This is a genomic window from Pseudomonas sp. W2Aug9, assembly GCF_023127755.1.
Lineage (GTDB): Bacteria > Pseudomonadota > Gammaproteobacteria > Pseudomonadales > Pseudomonadaceae > Aquipseudomonas > Aquipseudomonas synxantha_A.
Genome location: NZ_SPKL01000006.1, coordinates 156,551 through 179,017, shown reverse-complemented (window position 1 = coordinate 179,017; position 22,467 = coordinate 156,551). Strand labels below are relative to the sequence as shown.

The following is a 22,467-nucleotide window of genomic DNA, read 5'->3' as shown; positions in this document are numbered from 1 at the left end:
TTGTTCAAAAAACACGCATGTTACTTGAGCATTTGCCTGCTCGTTGCACCATTGGTCGCGACAGCCGATGCGCTGGCGCCTGAGCCGCTACCTGTGACCACGCCTGCGCCCGTCGACCTGGCGCCGGTACAGCAGGCGCTGGCGCAACTGTCCAGCGTCTGCCCCCACCTGGTCTCGCGGGTCGATGCCACCGCCCAAGTGCGCCTGCAAGCCTTTTACCAGCAGCAAGGCAATGCACCGTTATGGTCGGCCGACGAGTCCCGGCAAGCCTTGCAAACCCAGTTGTTGATGCTGGCCGACGACGGCCTGGACCCCACCCACTATAGCTTGCCTGCGGTAGATGCCACGGCCAACGTGCTGTGCAGCGATATCGCGACCAGCCAGCAATACCTGCAAGCCCTGCACGATTTGCATTACGGGCGCCTGCTGCAATCGCGCTATGAACCGCTCTGGCATTCGCAACCGCCTGCGACGGATCCGAACACCGTAGTATTGGCATTTGCCGCCACTGGCTTGCAGGACATGGCCAAAGCGTTTGACCAGGCACGCCCAAGTGCAGACTTGTACCGCAGCCTGCGCAACGTCTATTCCAGCCTGCGCCAGCAGCCTTTACCGCACTGGGATGCGGTGGGTAGTGGCCCGTTGTTACGCCCCGGCATGGAAGACCCGCGCGTGCCGGAGTTGGCGCGACGCCTGCACAGTGGCGGCTATCTGGCCAAGTTGCCCAACGGCAAGCAATATCAGGGCGACCTGGTCAAGGCGGCGAAGGCGTTCCAGCTCAGCCACTCGTTGCAAGCCGATGGCGTGATCGGCGCCGGCACCGTGGCCGAACTTAACATCAGCCCGGCGGTACGCCGCGAGCAACTGCGCATCAACCTGGAGCGTTTCCGCTGGCTGGCCCAGGACCTTGAGCCTGAAGGCGTAGTGGTCAATGTGGCCGCCGCGCAATTGAGCGTGTACCAGAGCGGCATCCCGGTGTGGCAAACCCGCTTGCAAGTGGGCCGCGCCGAACGCCAGACACCGCTGCTCAAGTCGCGCATCACGCGGCTGACCCTCAACCCCACCTGGACCATCCCGCCGACCATCATGCGCGAGGACAAGCTCCCGGCTATCCGCCTCAACCCCGAGTACCTGCGCCAGCAAAACCTGCAAGTACTCGACGCCGAAGGTCATCCGCTGACCCCCGAGCAGGTCGATTGGGCGCGCCCTGGTAATATCCTGCTGCGCCAACAGGCTGGCCCGCGCAACCCGCTGGGCAAGATCGTGATGCGCTTCCCCAACCCGTTCTCGGTGTACCTGCACGACACGCCCAGCCAGCCGCTGTTTACCAAGGGGCCAAGGGCGTTCAGTTCGGGGTGTGTGAGGGTCGAGCAACCGCTGCTGCTGCGTGACCTGCTGGTGACCCCGGCCGAACGCACCCGTACCGATGAACTGTTGGCCACCGGCTTGACCCATGAATTCAGACTGGCCACCCCGGTGCCGGTGCTGTTGGGGTATTGGACGGTGGAAGTGGATCGTCAGGGGAGCCTGGTCTATGCGCCGGATATCTATGCGCTTGATCCGGTGTTGATCAAAGCCATGGGAAGTGTGCTCTAGGCACAATGTGGCAGGGGTCTTCATGACCCCATCTGACCTATTCAGGTATCAACTGCTGGCGACATTCCAGCACCAGTCGGGCGCCGCCCAGCTCACTGGTACCGACGTCGAGCTTGAAGCCATGCAGGTTGATGATCGCTGCCACAATCGACAGCCCCAGACCAAAGCCACCTTGCTGATCGTTTTCATCCACCCGATAAAAGCGCTGGAACACCGACGCGCGTTCAGCCGCCGGAATTCCGGGCCCCGAGTCGAGCACTTCAATGCGCGTACTGCCCATATCATTGACCGCTCGCAGGATGACCTTGCCATTGGGCGGAGTGAACTTGATCGAATTGCTCAACAGGTTGGCCAAGGCTTCAAACAACAGGGCGCGGTCGCCCGTTACCCACGGCAGCGATTCGGGAGCCTGCAATACCAACTCCATTTCACCTTCCTCCGCCAGGGGCAGATAAAAGTCATGCAATTCGCGCAGCAACGGCAGCGGGTCCAGCACCAGGAAGCCCGACCTGCGCTGGTGATCTTCCAGTTCGGAAATGCGCAGCAGCCCGCGAAAGCGCGCCATCAGCGTGTCGGTTTCGGCAATGGCGTCATCGAGTTTCACTGCGTGGGCGGAGTCTTCCTCGGCTTGCTGCTTGATGCGGTAAAGCTGTGCGCGCAGGCGGGTGAGGGGGGTACGCAGGTCATGGGCGATGGCGTCGCACACGCCCTTGACCTCGTTCATCAGTTTCTCGATGCGTTCGAGCATGGCGTTGACGATGGCCGCGAGCATGTCCAGTTCGTCGCGCCGATTGGACAGCGGCAAGCGGTGCGTCAGGTCGCCGGCGACGATGGCTTCGGCGCTGGCCTGGATCCCGCGGATGCGCCGCAACGGACGCCGGCGCAGCAGGTGCCAGCCCGCAGCGCCGGGGATGATGGTCAACGACAGCGCCCACAGCAGGGCATGCCAGATGATCCGCGTCACACCGAACAACGACCCGTTGGCGCGCACCAGCACCAGCCAGCGGCCGTCGTCGGTGTGGGTGGCCACGGCATCGCAGCTGTCCTTGGGCAGCTTGGGGTCATCGGATTCGACGCAATTGGCCAGGGTGTGGATCTTGCCATCCAGGGGCAGGTCCGCCGGTACCGTGCGGATTGGCCCGCTCAAGGGCCGAAACTGCTCATCGAACAAGCCATAAGCATCCACGCCCTTCATGTCGAAGGTCATGCTGGTGGTCAGCGCTTCCACCAGGGCTTCGCCGTCGAAGCGCTGGAACAAGTGCTGGCGTTGCAGAAGAGAATGGCGCGAGAGGTCGCTGAGGTAGCCCGACACCTCGTAATACAGCACCCCCATGAGGATGCAACTCCACGCCACGAACAACGAGCTGTACAGCGCCAGCAGGCGGCTGCTGGAAGAGCGCCAGCCCTTAGAGGGGTTCAGCAATGACATACCCGGAACCTCGTACCGTGCGGATCAGCGGCGTGAGGCCCGGGGGATCGATTTTCTTGCGCAGGCGACCGATGTGCACATCGATCAGGTTGGTGCCCGGGTCAAAGTGATAACCCCAGACTTCCTCGAAAATCATCATCCGCGACAGGATCTGCCCGGTGTTGCGCATCAGGAATTCCAGCAGTTTGTATTCGGTGGGCAACAGGGTCAGCGGCTGCTCGGCGCGGCTGGCTTCGCGGCTGATCAGGTTCAATTCCAGGTCTGCCACGCGCAGGGCGGTTTCGAACTCCTTGACCGTGCTTTTGCGCCGCAGCAGCACTTCGACACGGGCGGCCATTTCGTCGGAGGCGAACGGCTTGGTCAAATAGTCATCACCGCCGGCACGCAGGCCACGTACACGCTCGTCGACATCGGAGAGGGCGCTGATCATCAGGATCGGCGTCGATACGCCAATCGTGCGCAAGGTGGTAACGATGGCCAGGCCATCCAGTTCGGGCAACATGCGGTCGAGGGTGATCAGGTCGTAATCGCCGCTTACGGCGCGGACCAGGCCCTCGCGGCCGTTGTCTACCCAGTCTACGTCCAGTCCATGGCTACTCAGCTCGGCGACGATCTCGCGGGCCGTTACGGCGTCATCCTCGATGGTCAAAATGCGGGTCATAGGATTACCTGGTGAGCGTTCACACTAGAAGTGGACGTCATTTTGCCAAGAAGTTGCTGAATGTTTCCTAAATAAAACTTCATCTTGGCAAAACTGCCACCTGTTCATGACTGGCACGAATCGATGTGGGAGGGGGCTTGCTCCCGATAGCGGTGTCTCAGGCAAGAGTTTGTTGACTGACACAGTGCTATCGGGAGCAAGCCCCCTCCCACATGAATGCATATCGCCCGCCCTTAACGGCCGTTTCTTGCAACTTGCATGACTTAAGTAAGTTCAATTTAATTAACTTATTGAAATACAAGGAATTTAAATTATTTGCCGACTGGCATGGTGCCTGCACTGTCCCTTTTGAGACTTGTAACACTATTTTTCATGCCTGGAGCAAAACAACAATGATCACATCCTCATCCGCGCTGCAAGAGTCAAGCACGCTCTCCGGGGTTTCCTGGGGGGCGATCTTCGCCGGGGCCGCTGCGGCGGCTGCGCTGTCACTGATTCTGGTGCTGCTGGGCTTCGGCCTGGGCTTTTCGGCGGTGTCGCCGTGGGCCGATAGCGGTATCAGTGCCAAGGGCCTTGGCATTTCCACGATTGTCTGGCTGGCCTTTACCCAGATCGTCGCTTCGGGCCTGGGTGGCTACATCGCCGGCCGCTTGCGGGTGAAGTGGGCCAACATGCATGGCGATGAAGTGTACTTTCGCGATACCGCCCATGGTTTCCTGGCGTGGGCCGTGGCCACATTGATCACGGCAATGCTGGTGGTCGGTTCGGTCAGCAGTGTCGTCAGTGGTGGTGTGAAAGCCGGTGCCAGCGTTGCGTCGGGCGCCGTCAGTGGCTTGACCCAAGCAGCCGGCAGCGCAGCCAAAGGTGCCGACAGCGGCGACTTCGGCTACTACGTCGACAGCCTGTTCCGCGATGACCGCCCAGCCGCGGTCAGCGACGATGCGGCCCATGCCGTGGTCGGCCGTATCTTCGCCCGGACCCTGAGCAATGACGGTCAACTGGCCGCCGAAGACCGTGCCTACCTGGCCCAGTTGATCACCCAGCGTACCAACCTCAGCCAGGCGGATGCCGAAGCGCGTATCGATAAAGTGTACGGCGATGCCCGTAAAGCCATCGAAGACGCCAAGCTCAAAGCCAAGCAGGCCGCCGAGACCGCCGCGAAAGTGGCTGCCTATACCTCGCTGTGGACCTTCGTGGCGCTGTTGATCGGTGCATTCTTCGCCAGCTTCGCTGCCACCTTCGGCGGTCGCCGCCGGGATGCCGTGGTGTACGTCGAAACCGAAAACTACGTTCGTTAATTCAAGGCCCATTCATTTAAGGAAAGCATCATGCGCTCATTACTGCTGTGGTTCCTCGGCGTGCCGATTCCGGTGATCATTCTGATCGCGATCTTCATGCACTAAACCCGGGCCTGGCTCGGTAAAGGGTGGGAAGGGCTTTGCTCCTTCCCACTTTTCGTTTTGCGCAACGTCAGCCAACTGATGACCAGCAAGGTGCTGGCCAGCGATGTCATGATTACCAACGGTTGTGCAGTGCCATCCGATAGCAGCCCGGTGGCCCAACTGCTCACAGCCGTCACAAACATCTGAATAAAAAAGAACAACCCCGACGCCGTACCGGCAATCGCGCCGTAGGGCTGCAACACCGACAACTGGCAGGCAGGCATCGTCAGCCCCACCGACACCATGATCACCACCATCGGCAACACAATCGCCAGCCAATCCTGCGCCAGCAGTGTCGTGGCCGTCGCAAGCAGTACGCTGCCCAGCACATTCAGGCCGATGGCGAAGCTGATCAAGCGGTCTGCCTCGAACCGCGCTACCAGGCGGCGGAACAGGTTGGCGCCGAACATATAGCCACTGATCGTTGCGGCAAATACCAGGGCGTAGGCGCTCGGCGATAAATCAAAGCCGCGTTGCAGCAACGCCGAAGACTCGCTGATAAACGGAAAATAGGTGCTGTACACGCAGCCGATCGCCAGGGCATAACGCAGGAAATAGCGGTCGCGCAGCAGTTGGCCGTAGATGCGCAGCAAGTGGGTGGGTGGTGCGGCGGCCACTTGTGGCGGACGGGTTTCCGGCAGGCGGCGCTGGACCACCAGGCACAACAGGCTGCCAATCACCGCCAGCAAAACAAACAAACCCCGCCAACCCAAGAGGGGCAACAGCACGCTGCCAAGCACCGGCGCGGCCATGGGCGAGACCGCCATTGCCATGGAGATCAACCCCAGCAAGCGCGCCTGCTCCTGTGGGGCAAAATAGTCGCGCACGATCACCCGGCCTATTACCGTGGTGCAACACCCGCCAAGGGCCTGGAACAGCCGCGCAATGATCAATACCCTCAGGCTGTCGGCCAGTGCGCAGGTGAGGGTTGCCAGTACATACATCGTCAACCCGGCCAGCAACACCGGACGCCGGCCGAAGCGGTCGGTAAGCGGGCCGCTGACCAGCAAGGAAATCGCCGATCCGAGCGTGTAGAGCGTCAGTACCAGTTGCAGTTGGCTATCGGAGGTCTGGAAGTAGTCGGCCATAGCGGGCAGGGCGGGCAAGTGCAGGTCCAGGGTGAGGCGCGGCAAGCCCACCAGGACCGTCAGCAGCGTTAGCCAGAACCAGGGAGCGAGAATGCGTTGCGTCATGGGCGGTTACTTCGCGAGGGGTAGAGCCCGGACTCTAGCGGCGTTGTGGTTTAATCCGCAGAACCACTTGTGCATGGAAGGATTGGACCACTATGAGCCGAGGAAAAGCCGCCTCCAACCTTGACTTGCCGCGCCCGGACAACTTGGGCGAGGGTAAACAGCAGGGCGCCTATGAGGCTTTGCGGGGGGCGATCCTGACTCGGCAGTTGCCGGCCGACAGCCGTTTGCCATCGACCCGCAGCCTGGCCGAGCGCTGGCAGGTTTCGCGCGGCACCCTTGAGGTCGTGTTCGACCGCTTGCACAGCGAAGGCTATGTGCAGCGCGTGGCGGGCTCTGGCACGCGGGTGCGCGCGGTGATTCCCGAGCAATTCATTGCGGCCCCGGCGTCAAAACAAATGCTGCGCCGCCCGGTTGACCCCGACCCACCCCACGCCGGGGTACAGAGCCATGTGCCCTTTGTCGCACGGCGCCCGGATGCCGGCCTGTTCGACCTGAAAGCCTGGGCGCGTTGCGTCGCCCGTGGGTTGTTGGCCGCAGGCCCTGGTGTACTGGAGGCCGCGCATCCTGGTGGGCTGCCGGCCCTGCGTGAGCACATTGCGGATTACTTGCGCAGTTATCGCGGCATGCACTGCGAGGCGGATGAAGTGATTGTCACCACGGGTATTCGTCATGGCCTTGACCTGATCGCCCGCACGCTGCTCCAACCGGGTGACCTGGCCTGCGTCGAGGACCCCGGCTACACCCCGGCGCGGCGTCTGTTCAAGCTGGCCGGCGCACAGGTGCAGTCGATCCCGGTCACCGCCGAAGGGCTCGATACCGCTCAGTTGCCTGCCCACGCACGACTGGTGTATGTCACCCCCGCGCACCAGGCCCCGCTGGGCGTGACCCTGTCGGTGTCGCACCGTCTGGCGCTGCTGGACTGGGCAAGTCGAGCCGATGCCTGGGTGGTCGAAGACGACTACGACAGCGAGTACAACTACAACAGCGCACCTTTGGCCGCGCTCAAGTCCCTGGATGCGAACGACCGCGTGCTCTACTGCGGCAGCTTCAACAAGAACCTGTTTCCAGGGTTGCGAGTCGGTTTCATGGTGGTGCCCAAAACCCTGCGTCCGTCACTGCTGCGCACCTTGCAACTGACCGGGCATTCGGTGGGCGCCAGCGATCAGTCGGGCCTGGTGGACTTTCTTGGCAGCGGTGCGTTTGTGCGGCATTTGCGCGCTTCGCGTCAGGCCTATCAGGCGCGGCGTGATGCCTTGCTCGCTTGCCTCCCGCCGGACGTCACGGTCACTGGCGAGCAGGCCGGGCTGCATTTTGTGCTGTGGTTACCGGCAGGGGTGCCAGAGGCGGATTTCTGCGCCCGCGCCGCCGACGCCGGGCTGAGTTTGCAGCCACTGGGCAAGTTTTGTGTCGATGTAACGTTGCCGCCCGCCGTGATTGTCGGCTACACCGCATTGACCCTCGCGCAGATCCGCTTCCACGGCCGGGCTCTGGCGCAATTGCTGTAGGAGCGCGTCAGTCGTCGAACCCGACCTGCTCATGAATTTCATCCACCTTCAATTCCAACCGATAGGCCACCGCAATAAACAACGCCTGGCACAGGCACAAGGTGGCGCTCAGCGAGCGAAAGGCAAACGATGAGCCTTCATTGACCAACAGCACCGCATTCGCGCGCTTGGCCAGCGGCGACAGGTTGCTGTCGGTGATGATCAAGGTCTTGGCCTGGTGATGCTGGGCAATGCGCAGGCAGTGCTGGGTCTCTTTGCCGTAGGGCGTAAAACTAATGGCAATCACCAGGTCATTGGCGCGCACGCTGCGCATCTGCTCGCGATAACTGCCGCCTAGCCCCGAGATCAGGTGGATGCGCTTGTTGGTGTGCTGCAGGTTGTAGACCAGGTAGTCGGCCACGGCAAAGGAACGGCGCACACCGACCACGTAGATGTTGTCGGCATTGACCACCAGGTCCACGGCTTTCTCGAAGGCCGCATCGTCCAGTTCCAGGCCCAGGCGTTCGATCCCGGACAGGGTGGCGTTGACACACTCACGCGCCAGGTCGCCGCCGCTGGCTTTCTGCGACTTGTTGGCGATCATGCTGCGGATGCGCTGCTGGTAGTTCTGCACCGGTGTGGTCTTGTGGGTATAGGCCTCGCGAAACAGCGCCTGCATTTCACTGAAACCGCTGAAGCCGAAACGCTGGGAAAACCGCACGATGGCCGAGGGGTGCACTTCGCATTCACGGGCGATGTCACTGATGCGATCGACCATGATCCGGTCGCTCTGCTGGCTCATGTAACTGGCGATGCGCTTGAGCTGGCGCGGCAGGCTTTCGTATTCGTCGGTGATCAGCTGCAACAGGCGTTCGGCATTGATCGGAGGGCTGGCGACAGTTGCTTCCAGGGTGGTCTCGGGATCGGTGCGGGACATGGGCAATCCTTCTGGCGTGTTCGTCTGATGCGCTGATGGGTGGCGCAAGTCTACAGGGTAGGCGCAAAAAAATACCTCGGCATCACGGCCCGCGTGGCCTGCTGAAACGATGCACGGGCGCTGGCGTGCCGCTATGCTGACGTATTGGAAAATATATTCCACTAAAAATAATTATGGAATAAATATTGATTGCCGCCGTCGGACGTTCTAGTCTGCTCCCACCAAGAGCGTTTGCCGCCACTACGGCGGCACAACGCAGGCTGATAAAAATAACAGGAGCCAGCATGGGCCAGACTCGTTTTGCCAGTGGGCGTCAATTGGATCTGATTTGCCTGGGGCGCCTGGGCGTCGACCTCTACGCGCAGCAAGTGGGTGCGCGGCTTGAGGATGTGTCCAGCTTTGCCAAATACCTCGGCGGTTCCTCCGCCAACATCGCCTTCGGCACTGCCCGGCTGGGGCTCAAGTCGGCGATGCTGAGCCGGGTGGGCGACGACCATATGGGCCGTTTTCTGATCGAATCCCTGGCCCGCGAAGGTTGCGATGTCAGCGGCATCAAGGTCGACCCCGAACGCCTCACCGCCCTGGTGCTGCTGGGTCTCAAAGACCGTGAAACCTTTCCCCTGGTGTTCTACCGCGAAAACTGCGCCGACATGGCCCTGCGCGCCGAAGACATCAGCGAAGCCTTTGTTGCATCGAGCAAGGCGCTGCTGATCACCGGCACGCATTTCTCCACCGACGGTGTGTACAAGGCCAGCATTCAGGCGCTGGATTACGCAGCCAAACACAACGTCAAACGGGTGCTGGATATCGACTACCGCCCGGTGCTGTGGGGCCTGGCGGGCAAGGCCGATGGCGAAACCCGTTTTGTTGCCGACCAGAATGTCAGCCAGCATGTGCAGAAAATCCTGGCGCGTTTCGACCTGATCGTCGGCACTGAAGAAGAATTCCTCATCGCCGGTGGTAGTGAAGACCTGCTCACCGCCCTGCGCACGGTGCGCGAACTGACGGCCGCCACCCTGGTGGTCAAGCTCGGCCCGCAAGGCTGCACGGTGATCCACGGCGAGATCCCTGCGCGGTTGGAGGACGGGGCGATCTATCCCGGTGTGCGCGTTGAAGTGCTTAATGTGCTGGGTGCTGGCGATGCCTTCATGTCAGGCTTTCTCAGTGGCTGGCTCAACGACGCCAGCGACGAGCGTTGCAGCCAGTTGGCCAATGCCTGTGGCGGCCTGGTGGTCTCGCGGCACGCCTGTGCGCCGGCCATGCCCACGCCCGCCGAACTCGATTACCTGTTCAACAGCCCGGTGCCGATCACCCGTCCCGACCAGGATGCGACCCTGCAGCGCCTGCACCGCGTCACGGTGCCGCGCAAGGCTTGGAAGCAACTGTTCGTGTTTGCCTTCGACCACCGCTGGCAGCTGGTGGACCTGGCGCAAAAAGGCGGCCAGGACTTGACGCGAATCAGCGCCATCAAGCAGCTGTTTATCCAGGCCATCGAACGTGTGGAGACCAAGCTCGCCGAGCAGGGCATCGAGGCCGACGTGGGCCTGCTTGCCGATCAGCGTTTTGGCCAGGATGCCCTCAATGCCGCCAGCGGCCGAGGCTGGTGGATTGCCCGCCCGGTCGAAGTGCAGAACTCACGGCCTCTGGCGTTCGAACACGGTCGCTCGGTGGGCAGCAACCTGATTGCCTGGCCCCAGGAACAGATCATCAAATGCCTGGTGCAATTTCACCCCGATGACGAACCTATGCTGCGCCTGGAACAGGAGGCGCAGCTCAAGGCGGTGTATGAGGCGTCCATCGTCAGCGGCCATGAACTGCTGCTGGAAGTCATCCCGCCCAAGGATCACCCCTCCACTTATCCCGACGTTTTGTATCGCAGCCTCAAGCGCCTGTACAACTTGGGTATCTACCCGGCCTGGTGGAAGATCGAAGCGCAGTCGGCCGCCGACTGGAAAAAGCTCGACGAACTGATCCAGGAGCGCGACCCATACTGCCGTGGCGTGGTGCTGCTTGGCCTGAACGCGTCGGCTGAATGTCTTGCCGACGGTTTTCAGCAAGCCCGCCTGAGCACCACCTGCCGCGGATTTGCCGTCGGCCGCACGATCTTCCAGGAGCCGAGCCGGGCGTGGATGGCGGGGGAGATCGATGATGAGACCTTGATCCAGCAGGTACAGGCTACCTTCGAACAACTCATCAACGCCTGGCGCAGTGCTCGAATTTAGTCACACATTCCAAATGTGCAATGCAATCCAATGTGGGAGGGAGCAAGCCCCCTCCCACATAAAGCAGATCTCAGTGATCTCTAGAGAAAACAATAAAAGGTGCAGCCATGCCCGCAATCCGAATTGGCATCAACCCGATCTCCTGGAGCAATGACGACCTCCCGGCCCTTGGCGGTGAAACCCCGCTGAGCACGGCCCTGAGTGAAGGCAAGGACATCGGCTACGAAGGTTTTGAACTCAATGGCAAGTTTCCCAAGGATGCCAAGGGCGTCGGCGACGTGCTGCGTCCCTATGACCTGGCGCTGGTCTCGGGCTGGTACTCCAGCCGCCTGGCCCGTCGTTCGGTGGCCGAGGAGATCGAGGCCATTGCCGGCCATGTCGAACTGCTCAAACAAAACGGTGCCAACGTACTGGTGTACGGCGAAGTCGCCGATTCGATCCAGGGTTCACGCATTCGCCTGATAGAACGTCCGCGTTTTCATAGCGAACAGGCCTGGCAGGCGTACGCCGACAAGCTCACCGAGCTGGCGCGTTTCACCTTGTCTCAAGGCGTGCGCCTGGCCTACCACCACCATATGGGCGCCTACGTCGAGTCTCCCGAAGACATTGACCAGTTGATGAAACGCACGGGGCCGGAAGTCGGCCTGCTGTTCGATTCGGGCCACTGCTACATGGGCGGCGGCGAACCCATCGAGGTGTTGCGCAAGCACATCGACCGCGTTTGCCATGTGCATTTCAAGGACGTGCGCAAACCCGTGGTGCAATTGGCGCGCAATCAGATGTGGAGTTTTCCCGATTGCATCGTCAACGGCACTTTCACCGTGCCAGGGGACGGCGATATCGACTTTGCGTCGTTACTGGACGTGCTGCTGGCTGCGAACTACGCAGGCTGGCTGGTGGTGGAAGCCGAGCAGGACCCGGCCGTGGCGCCCAGTTATATCTACGCGAAGAAGGGCTATGACACCTTGCGTGCGCTTCTCAACGAGAGGGTTTGAGTGATGAGCTTGTTGGTCAAAAGCAGCAAACGCGGGCAAACCATGGTTGCCCTGGAGGCGGGGCGCCTGGAGTACGTAGGTTTCGCCGCTTACCGCTTGAGCCTGGGCGAAACCTTGCCGGTCAGCGCGGGCGATCAGGAGCTGTGCCTGGTGCTGCTCAGCGGTCGGGTGAATATCGAAGGCGAAGGCTTCAATTGGCAGAACCTGGGTGATCGCCAGTCGGTGTTCGAAGACAAATCACCGTTCGCCGCCTATTTGCCGCCGGGCATCGACGCCCAGGTCACGGCCCTGAGCGATGTACAGATTGCCGTGTGTGCGGCGCCGGGTGCGGCGGGTTTTGCCCCGCGCCTGATCCGCCCCGAGCAGTGCAAACGCAGTGTGCGCGGCAAAGGCGCCAACACTCGCTACGTCTGCGACATCCTGCCCGACAGCGAGCCGGCCCATTCGCTGCTGGTGGTGGAAGTGCGCACACCGTCGGGGCATTCCTCAAGTTACCCGCCGCACAAACACGATACCGATGACCTGCCGCACCAGAGCTTTCTGGAAGAAACCTACTACCACCAGGTCAATCCACCCCAGGGCTTTGTGTTCCAGCGCGTGTACACCGACGACCGCAGCATCGACCAGGCCATGGCCGTGGAAAACAGCGACCTGGTGGTGGTGCCCAAGGGATATCACCCGGTCAGCGTGCCGTATGGCTACGAGTCTTATTACCTCAATGTCATGGCCGGCCCCAAGCGCGCCTGGCATTTCCATAACGACCCGCAGCACAGTTGGCTGCTGGACCTTTAAACGGTTTTGGACGGAGAACAACAACAATGAAGTCGCCGCTACGTTTTGCCCTTAACCGTATGGTCGCGCCTGACTTGCCCCTGGCGGATTTTATCCAGCTGGCCAAAGCCCTCCAGTGCGATGCCATCGAGATTCGCAACGACCTCAAAAACCGCGAAATCGAATACGGCATGTCCGCCGCCCGCGTGCGTGAGTTGTGCGCGGCGCAGGGCATCAAGGTGCTGTCGATCAACGCGCTGTACCCTTTTGATGTGTGGAACGACGAACGCCGCGCTCAGGCAATCGAACTGGCCACCTACGCCCGTGAGTGCGGGGCCCAGGGCCTGGTGATGTGCCCGTTCAATCAGCCTGGCGATACGCGTAACGACGCGCAGCGCGCCGCTGGTTTGCGCACCGCGTTGAGCGAACTGGCATTGATCCTGCGTGAGTACGGGATTCTCGGTTTCATCGAACCCCTGGGCTTCGCAGTATCCGCCCTGCGCCGCAAGCGCGTGGCAGTGGATGCAATCAAGGCCATCGGTGGCCTGGATGTGTTTCGTGTGGTGCATGACACCTTTCACCATCATTTGGCCGGCGAGCATGAGTTCTTCCCGGAGCTGACCGGGCTGGTGCATATCTCCGGGGTGGAAGACCACGAGGCGCCGCTTGACTCAATCCGCGACGGCCACCGCGTGCTGGTGGGCGAGGACGATATTCTCGGGAATGCGGCGCAGATCGACACCTTGCTGAGCACCGGCTACAGCGGCTATCTGTCGTTCGAGCCGTTTGCCGAAAGCGTGCATGGATTGGCGGATATCCGGCAGGCGTTGGGGGCAAGCATCGCCCACCTGCAAAAACGATAAGGGGCGCGACATGAGCACCACACGATTGACCATGGCCCAGGCCCTGGTGAAGTTTCTGGATAACCAATACATCGAAGTCGACGGCGTACAGAGCAAGTTCGTTGCCGGGGTATTCACTATTTTCGGGCATGGCAATGTGTTGGGCCTTGGCCAGGCGCTTGAGCAGGACAGCGGCGACCTGGTGGTGCACCAGGGCCGCAACGAACAAGGCATGGCCCATGCCGCCATCGGGTTTGCCAAGCAGCACCTGCGCCGCAAGATCTATGCGTGCACGGCCTCGGTGGGGCCTGGCGCTGCGAATATGCTCACTGCCGCAGCCACCGCCACGGCCAACCGCATACCGCTGCTGCTGTTGCCCGGCGATGTCTACGCCAGCCGCCAGCCCGACCCGGTGCTGCAGCAGATCGAGCAGTTCCACGACCTGAGCATCAGCACCAACGACGCGTTCCGCGCCGTGAGCAAATACTGGGACCGCATCAACCGCCCCGAACAGTTGATGACGGCGGCGATCCACGCCATGCGCGTGCTCACCGACCCTGCCGAAACCGGCGCGGTGACATTGGCCTTGCCCCAGGATGTGCAGGCCGAGGCCTGGGACTATCCCGACTACTTCCTGCAAAAGCGCGTGCACCGTATCGACCGGCGCCCGGCCACCGCCGCGATGATCGGCGATGCGCTGGCGGCGTTTCGCGGCAAGCGCAAACCGCTGATCATTTGTGGCGGCGGGGTGAAGTACTCCGGCGCCAATGCGGCGCTGCAAGCCTTTGCCGAGCGCTTTGAGATTCCCTTTGCCGAAACACAGGCCGGTAAAAGCGCGGTGGTCTCCAGCCATGCACTGAACGTCGGCGGCATCGGCGAAACCGGCTGCCTGGCGGCGAACCTGCTGGCCCCCGAGGCGGACCTGATCATCGGCATCGGCACGCGGTATACCGACTTCACGACCTCGTCGAAATCGCTGTTCAAGCACCCCGAGGTGACTTTTCTCAACCTCAATGTCAGCGCCTGCGACGCGTTGAAGCTGGACGGTGTGCAAGTGGTGGCGGACGCCAGAGTCGCGCTTGAAGCGCTGGCCGATGCCCTCGGCGATTACCGTTCCGGCTGGGGCGAGCAGATCGCTGACGCCAAGGCGCAACGGGATGCCGAAGTGGATCGCGTGTACCAGGTGCAATACTCAGACGATGATTTCGTGCCGGAAGTTGACGACCTTCTGGACCGCGGCGTACTGCGCGAGTTTATCGAGCTGACCGGCTCCTGCCTGACCCAAAGCCGCGTAATGGGCGTGCTCAACCAGGCGCTGGCCGACGATGCGATCATCGTCGCCGCCGCCGGCAGCCTGCCCGGGGACTTGCAGCGCGCCTGGCGCAGCAAGGGTGTCAATACCTATCACGTCGAATACGGCTATTCGTGCATGGGCTACGAGATCAATGCCGCCCTGGGCGTGAAGCTCGCCGAGCCGACCAAAGAGGTCTACGCCCTGGTCGGTGACGGCTCCTACATGATGCTGCACTCGGAGCTGGCCACTTCGATCCAGGAACGGCGCAAGATCAACGTGGTGCTGCTCGACAACATGGCCTTCGGTTGCATCAACAACCTGCAAATCGGCAATGGCATGGACAGCTTCGGCACCGAGTTTCGCTTCCGCAACCCCGAGAGCGGCAAGCTCGACGGCGGCCTGGTGCCGGTGGATTTCGCCATGAGTGCGGCGGCCTATGGTTGCAAGACCTACAAGGTCAGCACGCTAGAGCAGCTGGAAGCGGCCCTGGCCGATGCGCGCACGCAAACCGTCTCGACGCTGATCGATATCAAAGTGCTGCCCAAGACCATGGTCCACGGCTACCTGTCGTGGTGGCGGGTAGGTGTGGCGCAGGTGTCCACCAGTGAACGCACGAATGCAGCGGCAAAAAAACTCAATGAACACCTGGCCAAGGCCCGGCAGTACTAATAACAAGAGGAGTGTTTACATGTCTTTGAAGCTTGGAGTGATTGGTACGGGCGCCATTGGCCGGGACCATATCCGTCGTTGCAGCCAGACCTTGCTCAACAGCCAGGTGGTGGCGGTCACTGATATCAACCTTGCGCAGGCCGCGCAGGTGGTGGCGGACTTGAAGCTTGACGCCGAGGTGTACCCGGACGGCCATGCGCTGATCAACTCGCCAGAGGTCGAAGCCATCCTTGTGACGTCGTGGGGGCCGAGCCACGAAGAGTTCGTGCTGGCCGCCATCGCCGCCGGCAAACCGGTGTTCTGTGAAAAACCCCTGGCGGTCACCGCGCAAGGCTGCCGCAAGATCGTCGAGGCCGAAGTGGCCTGCGGTAAGCGCCTGGTGCAGGTGGGCTTCATGCGTCCGTATGACGAAGGCTATCGGGCCTTGAAAACCGTGATCGACAGCGGCCAGATCGGCGAGCCGTTGATGCTGCATTGCGCGCACCGTAACCCGACGGTGGGCGAGAATTACAACACCGACATGGCGATCACCGACACCCTGATCCACGAACTGGACGTGCTGCGTTGGTTGCTCAATGACGACTATGTGTCCGTGCAGGTGGTCTTCCCGCGCAAGACCAGCAAGGCCCTGGCCCACCTGCGCGACCCGCAGATCGTGCTGCTGGAAACCGCCAAGGGCACGCGTATCGACGTGGAGGTATTTGTGAACTGCCAATACGGCTACGACATCCAGTGCGAAGTGGTGGGGGAGACCGGCATCGCCAAGTTGCCGGAGCCGTCCCAGGTGCAACTGCGCAGCGGTGCGAAGCTGTCCAATGCGATCCTGATGGATTGGAAAGATCGCTTTATCGGTGCCTATGACGTGGAGTTGCAGGCGTTTATCGACAGCGTGCGGGCTGGGCAGGTCGGCGGGCCGTCGGCGTGGGATGGGTATGCGGCGGCAGTGGCGGCGGATGCGTGTATTGAAGCCCAGGGCAGTGGGCAGATTGTGCCGGTGAGCTTGCCGGATCGCCCACACTTCTACGGCTGATCCCAATCTCACAGGTGGAACCTGGTCAATGTGGGAGGGGGCAAGCCCCCTCCCACATTTGAACAGTGTTTGCACTTCAAAGCAGGAGTGAATCATGCGAATTGGACTAGTCGGCTATGGCCACGGAGGGCGCTTCTTTCATGCGCCGCTGATTGCGACGTTGCCTGGTGCGACGTTTGTGGGCGTTGTCACACGCTCGCCGGAGCGTCGCCAGCAATTAAGTACCGATCTACCAGGCGTGAAGGCCTTCGACTCCATCGGCCAGATCGTCGAAGCCGGCGTCGACGCCCTGGTGATTTCCACCACCCTCAAAGGTCGCCCAGCGTTGGTACTGGAAGCCATCGAACACGGCGTGGCGGTGGTCAGCGACAAACCCTTTGCGGCCAACGCCGAACAAGCCCAAGCCCTGATCACTGCCGCCGAGCGCCAGGGCTCGCTGCTCAGCGTCTACCAGAATCGGCGCTGGGATTCGGATTACCTGACTCTGCGCAAACTCATCGATGCCGGTGCCCTGGGCACCATCACCCGCTTTGAATCTCGTGTAGAACGCTACAGCCCACAAGCCGTGGGCAATGCCAGCGGCGGCGGGTGGCTGCGTGACCTGGGCAGCCACTTGGTCGATCAGGCGCTGCAACTGTTCGGCCCGGTGGACCGAGTGTTCGCCCAACTGCACTACACCCCTGAACACCCCAGCGTGGATCACGGCTTTTTTGTTTCCCTGAGCCACGCCAACGGCGTGATTTCACACCTGTGGGGCAACGCCTTGCAGAACAGCCAGGCGCCGCGCTTTCGTGTCAGTGGCACCTTGGGTTGCTACACCGTCGAAGGGTTGGATGGCCAGGAAGAAGCGCTGATCGCCGGTAAATCGCCGAAGACCGAAGGCGAGCACTGGGGCGCGGAGGAGCATCGACGCTGGGGCTGGTTCGAACAAGGCTCGGAGCGTGAGCGGGTGCCGTCGGAAAAGGGCTGCTGGACACAGTTCTATCGCCAGTTGCAGTTGGCGGTGCAAGGGCAGGGACCGCTGCCGGTGAGCGCCTATGACGCGCTGGAAACCACCCGTATATTGGACGCCGCACGCCTGAGCGCCGAGCGCCAGCAAGTGGTTTCGACAAAAATAGAATAAAATTCTAAAACAGGTTGATATGGAAATTATTTTCTAATACAGTCGTTTCCAGGTTGCATAAAGTACGTCCCGGACCCAGCGGGCGACTCAACAAAAACAAGATCAAAAACAACCAGGTACCGTCAGATGAAAATCTTCAACGCTGTACTTCGAGTTTTACGCCCCGCCCAAGCGCCACGCGGACTGCCCCGCGCCCGGCCGTTCTACTTCTCCTTCCTTAACGTGCTGTGCGTCGAAAACCAGGGCGCGCTGGTGTGCTGCATTCCAGGGGCGCCAGTGGTGCGACTGACAGCCGAGTCCTGATAAACGCAACGTCGAAAAAAACCAACAAGAAAGTGGAGACAGACCGTTCATGAAGACCCCGATCCGTTTTACCGCGCTGGCCCTGTCCATGCTGCTGGCCAGTGGCGTTGCCGGCGCCGCCGATCTGAAGGTGGGCGTCACGATGTCTGCGTTCGATGACACCTTCCTCACCTACCTGCGCGAAGACATGGACAAGCAAGCCAAGTCCTACCCCAAGGGCGATGGCGTGCAATTGCAGTTTGAAGACGCGCGGGCCGATGTGGTCAAGCAATTGAGCCAGGTCGAGAACTTTATCAGCCAGAAAGTCGACGCCATTATCGTCAACCCGGTCGATACCGCTTCGACCAAGAACATCATTGCGGCTGCGACCAAGGCGGGCATTCCGCTGGTGTTCGTCAACCGCCGCCCGGACCAGAAAGACTTGCCCAAGGACGTGGTGGCAGTGACCTCCGATGACGTCGAGGCCGGGCGCCTGCAAATGCAATACATCGCCGAAAAACTCGGCGGCAAGGGCAAGATCGTGATCCTGCTGGGTGACCTGGCGAACAACTCCACCACCAACCGCACCAAGGGTGTCAAGGAAGTGCTGGCCAAGTACCCGGACATCAAGATCGAGCAGGAGCAGACCGGCGCCTGGCTGCGTGACCGGGGCATGACCCTGGTCAACGACTGGTTGACCCAGGGGCGTGATTTCAATGCGGTGCTGGCCAACAACGATGAGATGGCGATCGGGGCGTCCATGGCCCTGCGATCGGCCGGCAAGGAAAAAGGCAGCGTGCTGATTGCCGGTGTTGACGGTACGCCGGATGGCTTGAACGCGATCACCAAGGGTGACATGGCCGCCTCGGCGTTCCAGGACGCCAAGGGCCAAGCGGTGGGTTCCGTGGAAGCGGCGCGCAAGATGGCCAAAAAAGAGCCGGTGGAGCAGAACGTGGTGATCCCGTTCCAGTTGATCACCCCGGACAACGTCAAAGACTTCAAGTAGCCCTGACACAACAACAATAAGCCGGCAGGGCGGTCACGGCCGCCCTGCAGATGGAGTGCCTCCCTATGCTTGCTCAAGCCGCTGCCTCGCAGCCCCCGGGCATCCAGCCGTTGCCGCTGGACGAACCCTACCTGCTGGAAATTCTCAACATCAGCAAAGGCTTTCCCGGTGTTGTCGCCCTGGACGATGTGCAACTGCGTGTGCGCCCCGGCACGGTGCTGGCATTGATGGGCGAGAACGGCGCGGGTAAATCGACGCTGATGAAGATCATCGCCGGCATCTACCAGCCCGACGCCGGGGAAATCCGCCTGCTTGGCAAGCCTATTACCTTCGAAACGCCGCTGGCGGCGCAAAAGGCCGGGATCGCCATGATCCATCAGGAGCTCAACCTGATGCCCCATATGAGCATCGCCGAGAACATCTGGATCGGCCGCGAGCAGCTCAACAGCCTGCACATGGTCAACCACCGCGAAATGCATCGCTGCACCGCCGAGTTGCTGGCGCGCCTGCGCATCAACCTCGACCCTGAAGAGCAGGTGGGCAACCTGAGCATCGCCGAACGGCAGATGGTCGAGATTGCCAAGGCGGTCTCGTACGACTCCGACATCCTGATCATGGATGAACCCACCTCGGCCATTACCGACAAGGAAGTGGCCCACCTGTTTTCGATCATTGCCGACCTCAAGGCACAGGGCAAAGGCATCGTGTACATCACGCACAAAATGAACGAAGTGTTCGCCATCGCCGATGAGGTGGCGGTGTTCCGCGACGGCCAGTACATAGGCCTGCAACGTGCCGACAGCATGAACAGCGACAGCCTGATCTCGATGATGGTGGGGCGAGAGTTGAGCCAGTTGTTCCCGGTGCGCGAGACGCCGATAGGTGAGTTGCTGCTGTCGGTACGCGACCTGAGCCTGGACGGCGTGTTCAAGGACGTCTCGTTCGACCTGCACGCCGGGGAGATTCTCGGTATCGCCGGCCTGATGGGCTCTGGGCGTACCAATGTGGCGGAAACCATTTTTGGCATTACCCCAAGCACCGGTGGGCAAATCACCCTGGACGGCAAGGCGGTGCGCATTACCGACCCGCACATGGCCATCGAGAAAGGCTTTGCGCTATTGACCGAAGATCGCAAGCTCAGCGGCCTGTTCCCGTGCCTGTCGGTGCTGGAAAACATGGAGATGGCGGTGTTGCCGCACTATTCGGGCAGCGGCTTTATCCAGCAGAAGGCCCTGCGCGGCCTGTGCGAAGAGATGTGCAAGAAGCTGCGAGTAAAAACTCCGTCCCTGGAGCAATGCATCGACACCTTGTCGGGCGGTAACCAGCAAAAGGCACTGCTGGCACGCTGGCTGATGACCAACCCAAGGCTGCTGATCCTGGATGAACCGACCCGCGGTATCGATGTGGGCGCCAAGGCCGAGATCTATCGCTTGATCGCCTTTCTTGCCAGCGAAGGCATGGCGGTGATCATGATTTCCTCGGAACTGCCCGAAGTGCTTGGCATGAGCGACCGGGTGATGGTGATGCACGAAGGCGAACTGATGGGCACCCTGGATCGTGCCGAGGCCACCCAGGAAAAAGTCATGCAGTTGGCCTCCGGCATGTCTGCGGTCCACTGATCTACAGAATAAGAAGGTGATGGGCTATGAACGCAATAACAGACAACAAGCCGGCGACGGCACCGGTGAAGAATCGTCGACGCATGCCCACCGAGCTGAGCATCTTTTTGGTGCTGATCGGTATCGGCCTGGTGTTTGAACTGTTCGGCTGGATCGTGCGCGACCAGAGCTTCTTGATGAACTCCCAGCGCCTGGTGCTGATGATTCTGCAAGTCTCGATCATCGGCCTGCTGGCCATCGGCGTGACCCAGGTGATCATCACCACGGGGATCGACTTGTCGTCAGGCTCGGTGCTGGCGTTGTCGGCGATGATCGCTGCCAGCCTGGCGCAGACCTCGGATTTTTCCCGGGCGGTGTTTCCGTCCCTGACCGACTTGCCGGTGTGGATCCCGGTGGCGATGGGCCTGGGCGTGGGGCTGCTGGCAGGGGCGATCAATGGCAGCATTATCGCGGTGACCGGCATCCCGCCGTTTATCGCGACCCTGGGCATGATGGTCTCGGCCCGTGGCCTGGCGCGTTACTACACCGAAGGCCAGCCGGTGAGCATGCTCTCGGATTCCTACACGGCCATCGGCCATGGTGCCATGCCGGTGATCATCTTCCTGGTGGTGGCGGTGATCTTCCATATTGCTCTGCGTTATACCAAGTACGGCAAGTACACCTACGCCATCGGCGGCAATATGCAGGCGGCGCGCACCTCGGGCATCAACGTCAAGCGCCACTTGATCATCGTCTATAGCATCGCCGGGCTGCTGGCGGGCCTGGCCGGCGTGGTGGCCTCGGCACGTGCCGCGACAGGGCAGGCGGGCATGGGCATGTCCTACGAGCTGGATGCGATTGCCGCTGCGGTGATCGGCGGCACCAGCCTGGCGGGCGGGGTGGGGCGCATCACCGGCACCGTGATCGGCGCGCTGATCCTCGGCGTGATGGCCAGCGGGTTTACCTTCGTGGGGGTGGATGCGTATATCCAGGACATCATCAAGGGCCTGATCATCGTGGTGGCAGTGGTGATCGACCAGTACCGCAACAAGCGCAAGCTCAAGCGCTGAGTGAATCCAAGGGCCGACTCAGATCAAATGTGGGAGGGAGCATGCCCCCTCCCACATTTAGTCCGGGATCAGCCACTTTCAACCGTTTGTCTTCTATATAGCTCCACAAACTTGAATTTCTTGCTATAAACGCACTCCGATGACCGTTCGCCAAGCCCGTCCTGGTGCCTTTGGGGGTTAATTGGGAAAAAATGCCTGTCTTTTCAGTTGCTGCGCTCTCAAGTCGGCCTTAGACTGCCGCCCCTCGTAAATTGAGTGCCGGGTGGCGCTTGAAATGGACGGCGCCCTTCCGAGACCTGCACAGGCCTTGCGGAACGCTCCCTTATTCGCCTTAATGCACGTATTTTTTATAGAGAAATCAATGACAAAGGAAAAGTTGCTGGCCATGCCGGCGGATGACTACATGAATGCCGAACAGCACGCTTTTTTCGAGAAGTTGCTGCAAGACATGAAGGTGGAACACCACGAGCGCATTGAACAGAACCGCATCGCCATTGAAAGCCTGGACACCCCGGCGGACCCGGCTGACGCGGCTTCCGTCGAAGAAGAACGCACCTGGCTGGTAAATGCCATTGACCGCGACCAGCGTATGCTGCCGCAACTTGAGCGCGCCCTGGAGCGCATCAAGGAAGATTCTTTTGGCTGGTGTGATGACAGCGGCGAGCCGATCGGCCTCAAGCGCCTGCTGATCAGCCCGACCACCAAGTACTGCATTGAAGCCCAAGAGCGCCACGAGCAGATCGACAAGCATCAGCGTCAAGCCTGATGTGCTGAATGGGGGGGCCTGCCAGTGAGCTGGCTGCCCCGTCTGCAACAACCTCCC

Annotated in this window: 19 protein-coding genes; 15 read left to right on the top strand and 4 right to left on the bottom strand. The window is 61.1% G+C overall.

Annotation, left to right across the window (positions count from 1 at the left end; all coding sequences use genetic code 11):
- Nucleotides 1-1,596, top strand: a complete 1,596-nt coding sequence (locus E3O56_RS03885) for a L,D-transpeptidase family protein (protein ID WP_228309766.1) — start codon at nucleotides 1-3, stop codon at nucleotides 1,594-1,596.
- 37 nt (nucleotides 1,597-1,633) lie between these two features.
- Here E3O56_RS03885 and E3O56_RS03880 read toward each other — a convergent pair whose 3' ends face one another.
- Nucleotides 1,634-3,025: a HAMP domain-containing sensor histidine kinase gene (locus tag E3O56_RS03880; RefSeq protein ID WP_032876203.1), complete on the bottom strand. Its 1,392-nt coding sequence runs from the start codon at nucleotides 3,023-3,025 to the stop codon at nucleotides 1,634-1,636.
- Nucleotides 3,003-3,686, bottom strand: coding sequence for a response regulator transcription factor (locus E3O56_RS03875; RefSeq protein WP_005787712.1), 684 nt, complete (start codon nucleotides 3,684-3,686; stop codon nucleotides 3,003-3,005). Before E3O56_RS03875 ends, E3O56_RS03880 begins: the two co-directional genes overlap by 23 nt.
- Before the next feature lie 392 nt (nucleotides 3,687-4,078).
- Between E3O56_RS03875 and E3O56_RS03870 the strand changes: the two genes are divergently transcribed.
- Complete coding sequence (locus E3O56_RS03870) at nucleotides 4,079-4,984, top strand: hypothetical protein (protein WP_248127893.1); 906 nt, start codon at nucleotides 4,079-4,081, stop codon at nucleotides 4,982-4,984.
- 101 nt (nucleotides 4,985-5,085) lie between these two features.
- Here the strand turns inward: E3O56_RS03870 and E3O56_RS03865 are convergent, their stop codons facing one another.
- A complete protein-coding gene (locus tag E3O56_RS03865; RefSeq protein ID WP_248127892.1) occupies nucleotides 5,086-6,321 on the bottom strand; it encodes a multidrug effflux MFS transporter in 1,236 nt (411 codons plus the stop codon).
- A gap of 92 nt (nucleotides 6,322-6,413) precedes the next feature.
- Between E3O56_RS03865 and E3O56_RS03860 the strand changes: the two genes are divergently transcribed.
- Nucleotides 6,414-7,826 carry a PLP-dependent aminotransferase family protein gene (locus E3O56_RS03860; protein ID WP_078821131.1) on the top strand — a complete coding sequence of 471 codons (1,413 nt, stop codon included), beginning with the start codon at nucleotides 6,414-6,416 and terminating at the stop codon, nucleotides 7,824-7,826.
- A gap of 7 nt (nucleotides 7,827-7,833) precedes the next feature.
- Here E3O56_RS03860 and E3O56_RS03855 read toward each other — a convergent pair whose 3' ends face one another.
- Complete coding sequence (locus tag E3O56_RS03855; RefSeq protein WP_032876193.1) at nucleotides 7,834-8,742, bottom strand: MurR/RpiR family transcriptional regulator; 909 nt, start codon at nucleotides 8,740-8,742, stop codon at nucleotides 7,834-7,836.
- A 284-nt stretch (nucleotides 8,743-9,026) separates the two neighbouring features.
- On the opposite strand from E3O56_RS03855, the gene iolC reads away from it, so the two are divergent.
- From iolC to E3O56_RS03795, 12 genes are all read left to right on the top strand, one after another.
- Entirely contained in the window at nucleotides 9,027-10,964 is a 1,938-nt protein-coding gene (gene iolC / locus E3O56_RS03850; protein WP_078821132.1) for a 5-dehydro-2-deoxygluconokinase, read from the top strand.
- A 107-nt stretch (nucleotides 10,965-11,071) separates the two neighbouring features.
- Entirely contained in the window at nucleotides 11,072-11,959 is an 888-nt protein-coding gene (gene iolE, locus E3O56_RS03845) for a myo-inosose-2 dehydratase (protein ID WP_148853672.1), read from the top strand.
- A gap of 3 nt (nucleotides 11,960-11,962) precedes the next feature.
- Nucleotides 11,963-12,751: a 5-deoxy-glucuronate isomerase gene (iolB, locus tag E3O56_RS03840; RefSeq protein WP_078821134.1), complete on the top strand. Its 789-nt coding sequence runs from the start codon at nucleotides 11,963-11,965 to the stop codon at nucleotides 12,749-12,751.
- A gap of 26 nt (nucleotides 12,752-12,777) precedes the next feature.
- Nucleotides 12,778-13,593, top strand: a complete 816-nt coding sequence (locus tag E3O56_RS03835) for a TIM barrel protein (RefSeq protein ID WP_078821135.1) — start codon at nucleotides 12,778-12,780, stop codon at nucleotides 13,591-13,593.
- Between the two features lie 10 nt (nucleotides 13,594-13,603).
- Entirely contained in the window at nucleotides 13,604-15,535 is a 1,932-nt protein-coding gene (gene iolD, locus E3O56_RS03830; protein ID WP_248127891.1) for a 3D-(3,5/4)-trihydroxycyclohexane-1,2-dione acylhydrolase (decyclizing), read from the top strand.
- Between the two features lie 19 nt (nucleotides 15,536-15,554).
- Nucleotides 15,555-16,565, top strand: coding sequence for a Gfo/Idh/MocA family oxidoreductase (locus tag E3O56_RS03825; protein WP_103734384.1), 1,011 nt, complete (start codon nucleotides 15,555-15,557; stop codon nucleotides 16,563-16,565).
- A gap of 94 nt (nucleotides 16,566-16,659) precedes the next feature.
- Complete coding sequence (locus tag E3O56_RS03820) at nucleotides 16,660-17,688, top strand: Gfo/Idh/MocA family oxidoreductase (protein ID WP_148853674.1); 1,029 nt, start codon at nucleotides 16,660-16,662, stop codon at nucleotides 17,686-17,688.
- A gap of 126 nt (nucleotides 17,689-17,814) precedes the next feature.
- Nucleotides 17,815-17,991: a hypothetical protein gene (locus tag E3O56_RS03815; RefSeq protein ID WP_005787736.1), complete on the top strand. Its 177-nt coding sequence runs from the start codon at nucleotides 17,815-17,817 to the stop codon at nucleotides 17,989-17,991.
- A 49-nt stretch (nucleotides 17,992-18,040) separates the two neighbouring features.
- Entirely contained in the window at nucleotides 18,041-18,976 is a 936-nt protein-coding gene (locus tag E3O56_RS03810; protein WP_032876172.1) for a sugar ABC transporter substrate-binding protein, read from the top strand.
- Between the two features lie 65 nt (nucleotides 18,977-19,041).
- On the top strand, nucleotides 19,042-20,595 hold the full coding sequence (locus E3O56_RS03805) for a sugar ABC transporter ATP-binding protein (protein WP_248127890.1): 1,554 nt from the start codon (nucleotides 19,042-19,044) through the stop codon (nucleotides 20,593-20,595).
- A 26-nt stretch (nucleotides 20,596-20,621) separates the two neighbouring features.
- Nucleotides 20,622-21,644, top strand: coding sequence for an ABC transporter permease (locus E3O56_RS03800; protein ID WP_003191668.1), 1,023 nt, complete (start codon nucleotides 20,622-20,624; stop codon nucleotides 21,642-21,644).
- Nucleotides 21,645-22,005: 361 nt separating this feature from the next.
- On the top strand, nucleotides 22,006-22,410 hold the full coding sequence (locus tag E3O56_RS03795) for a TraR/DksA C4-type zinc finger protein (protein ID WP_003191666.1): 405 nt from the start codon (nucleotides 22,006-22,008) through the stop codon (nucleotides 22,408-22,410).
- Nucleotides 22,411-22,467 lie beyond the last annotated feature (57 nt).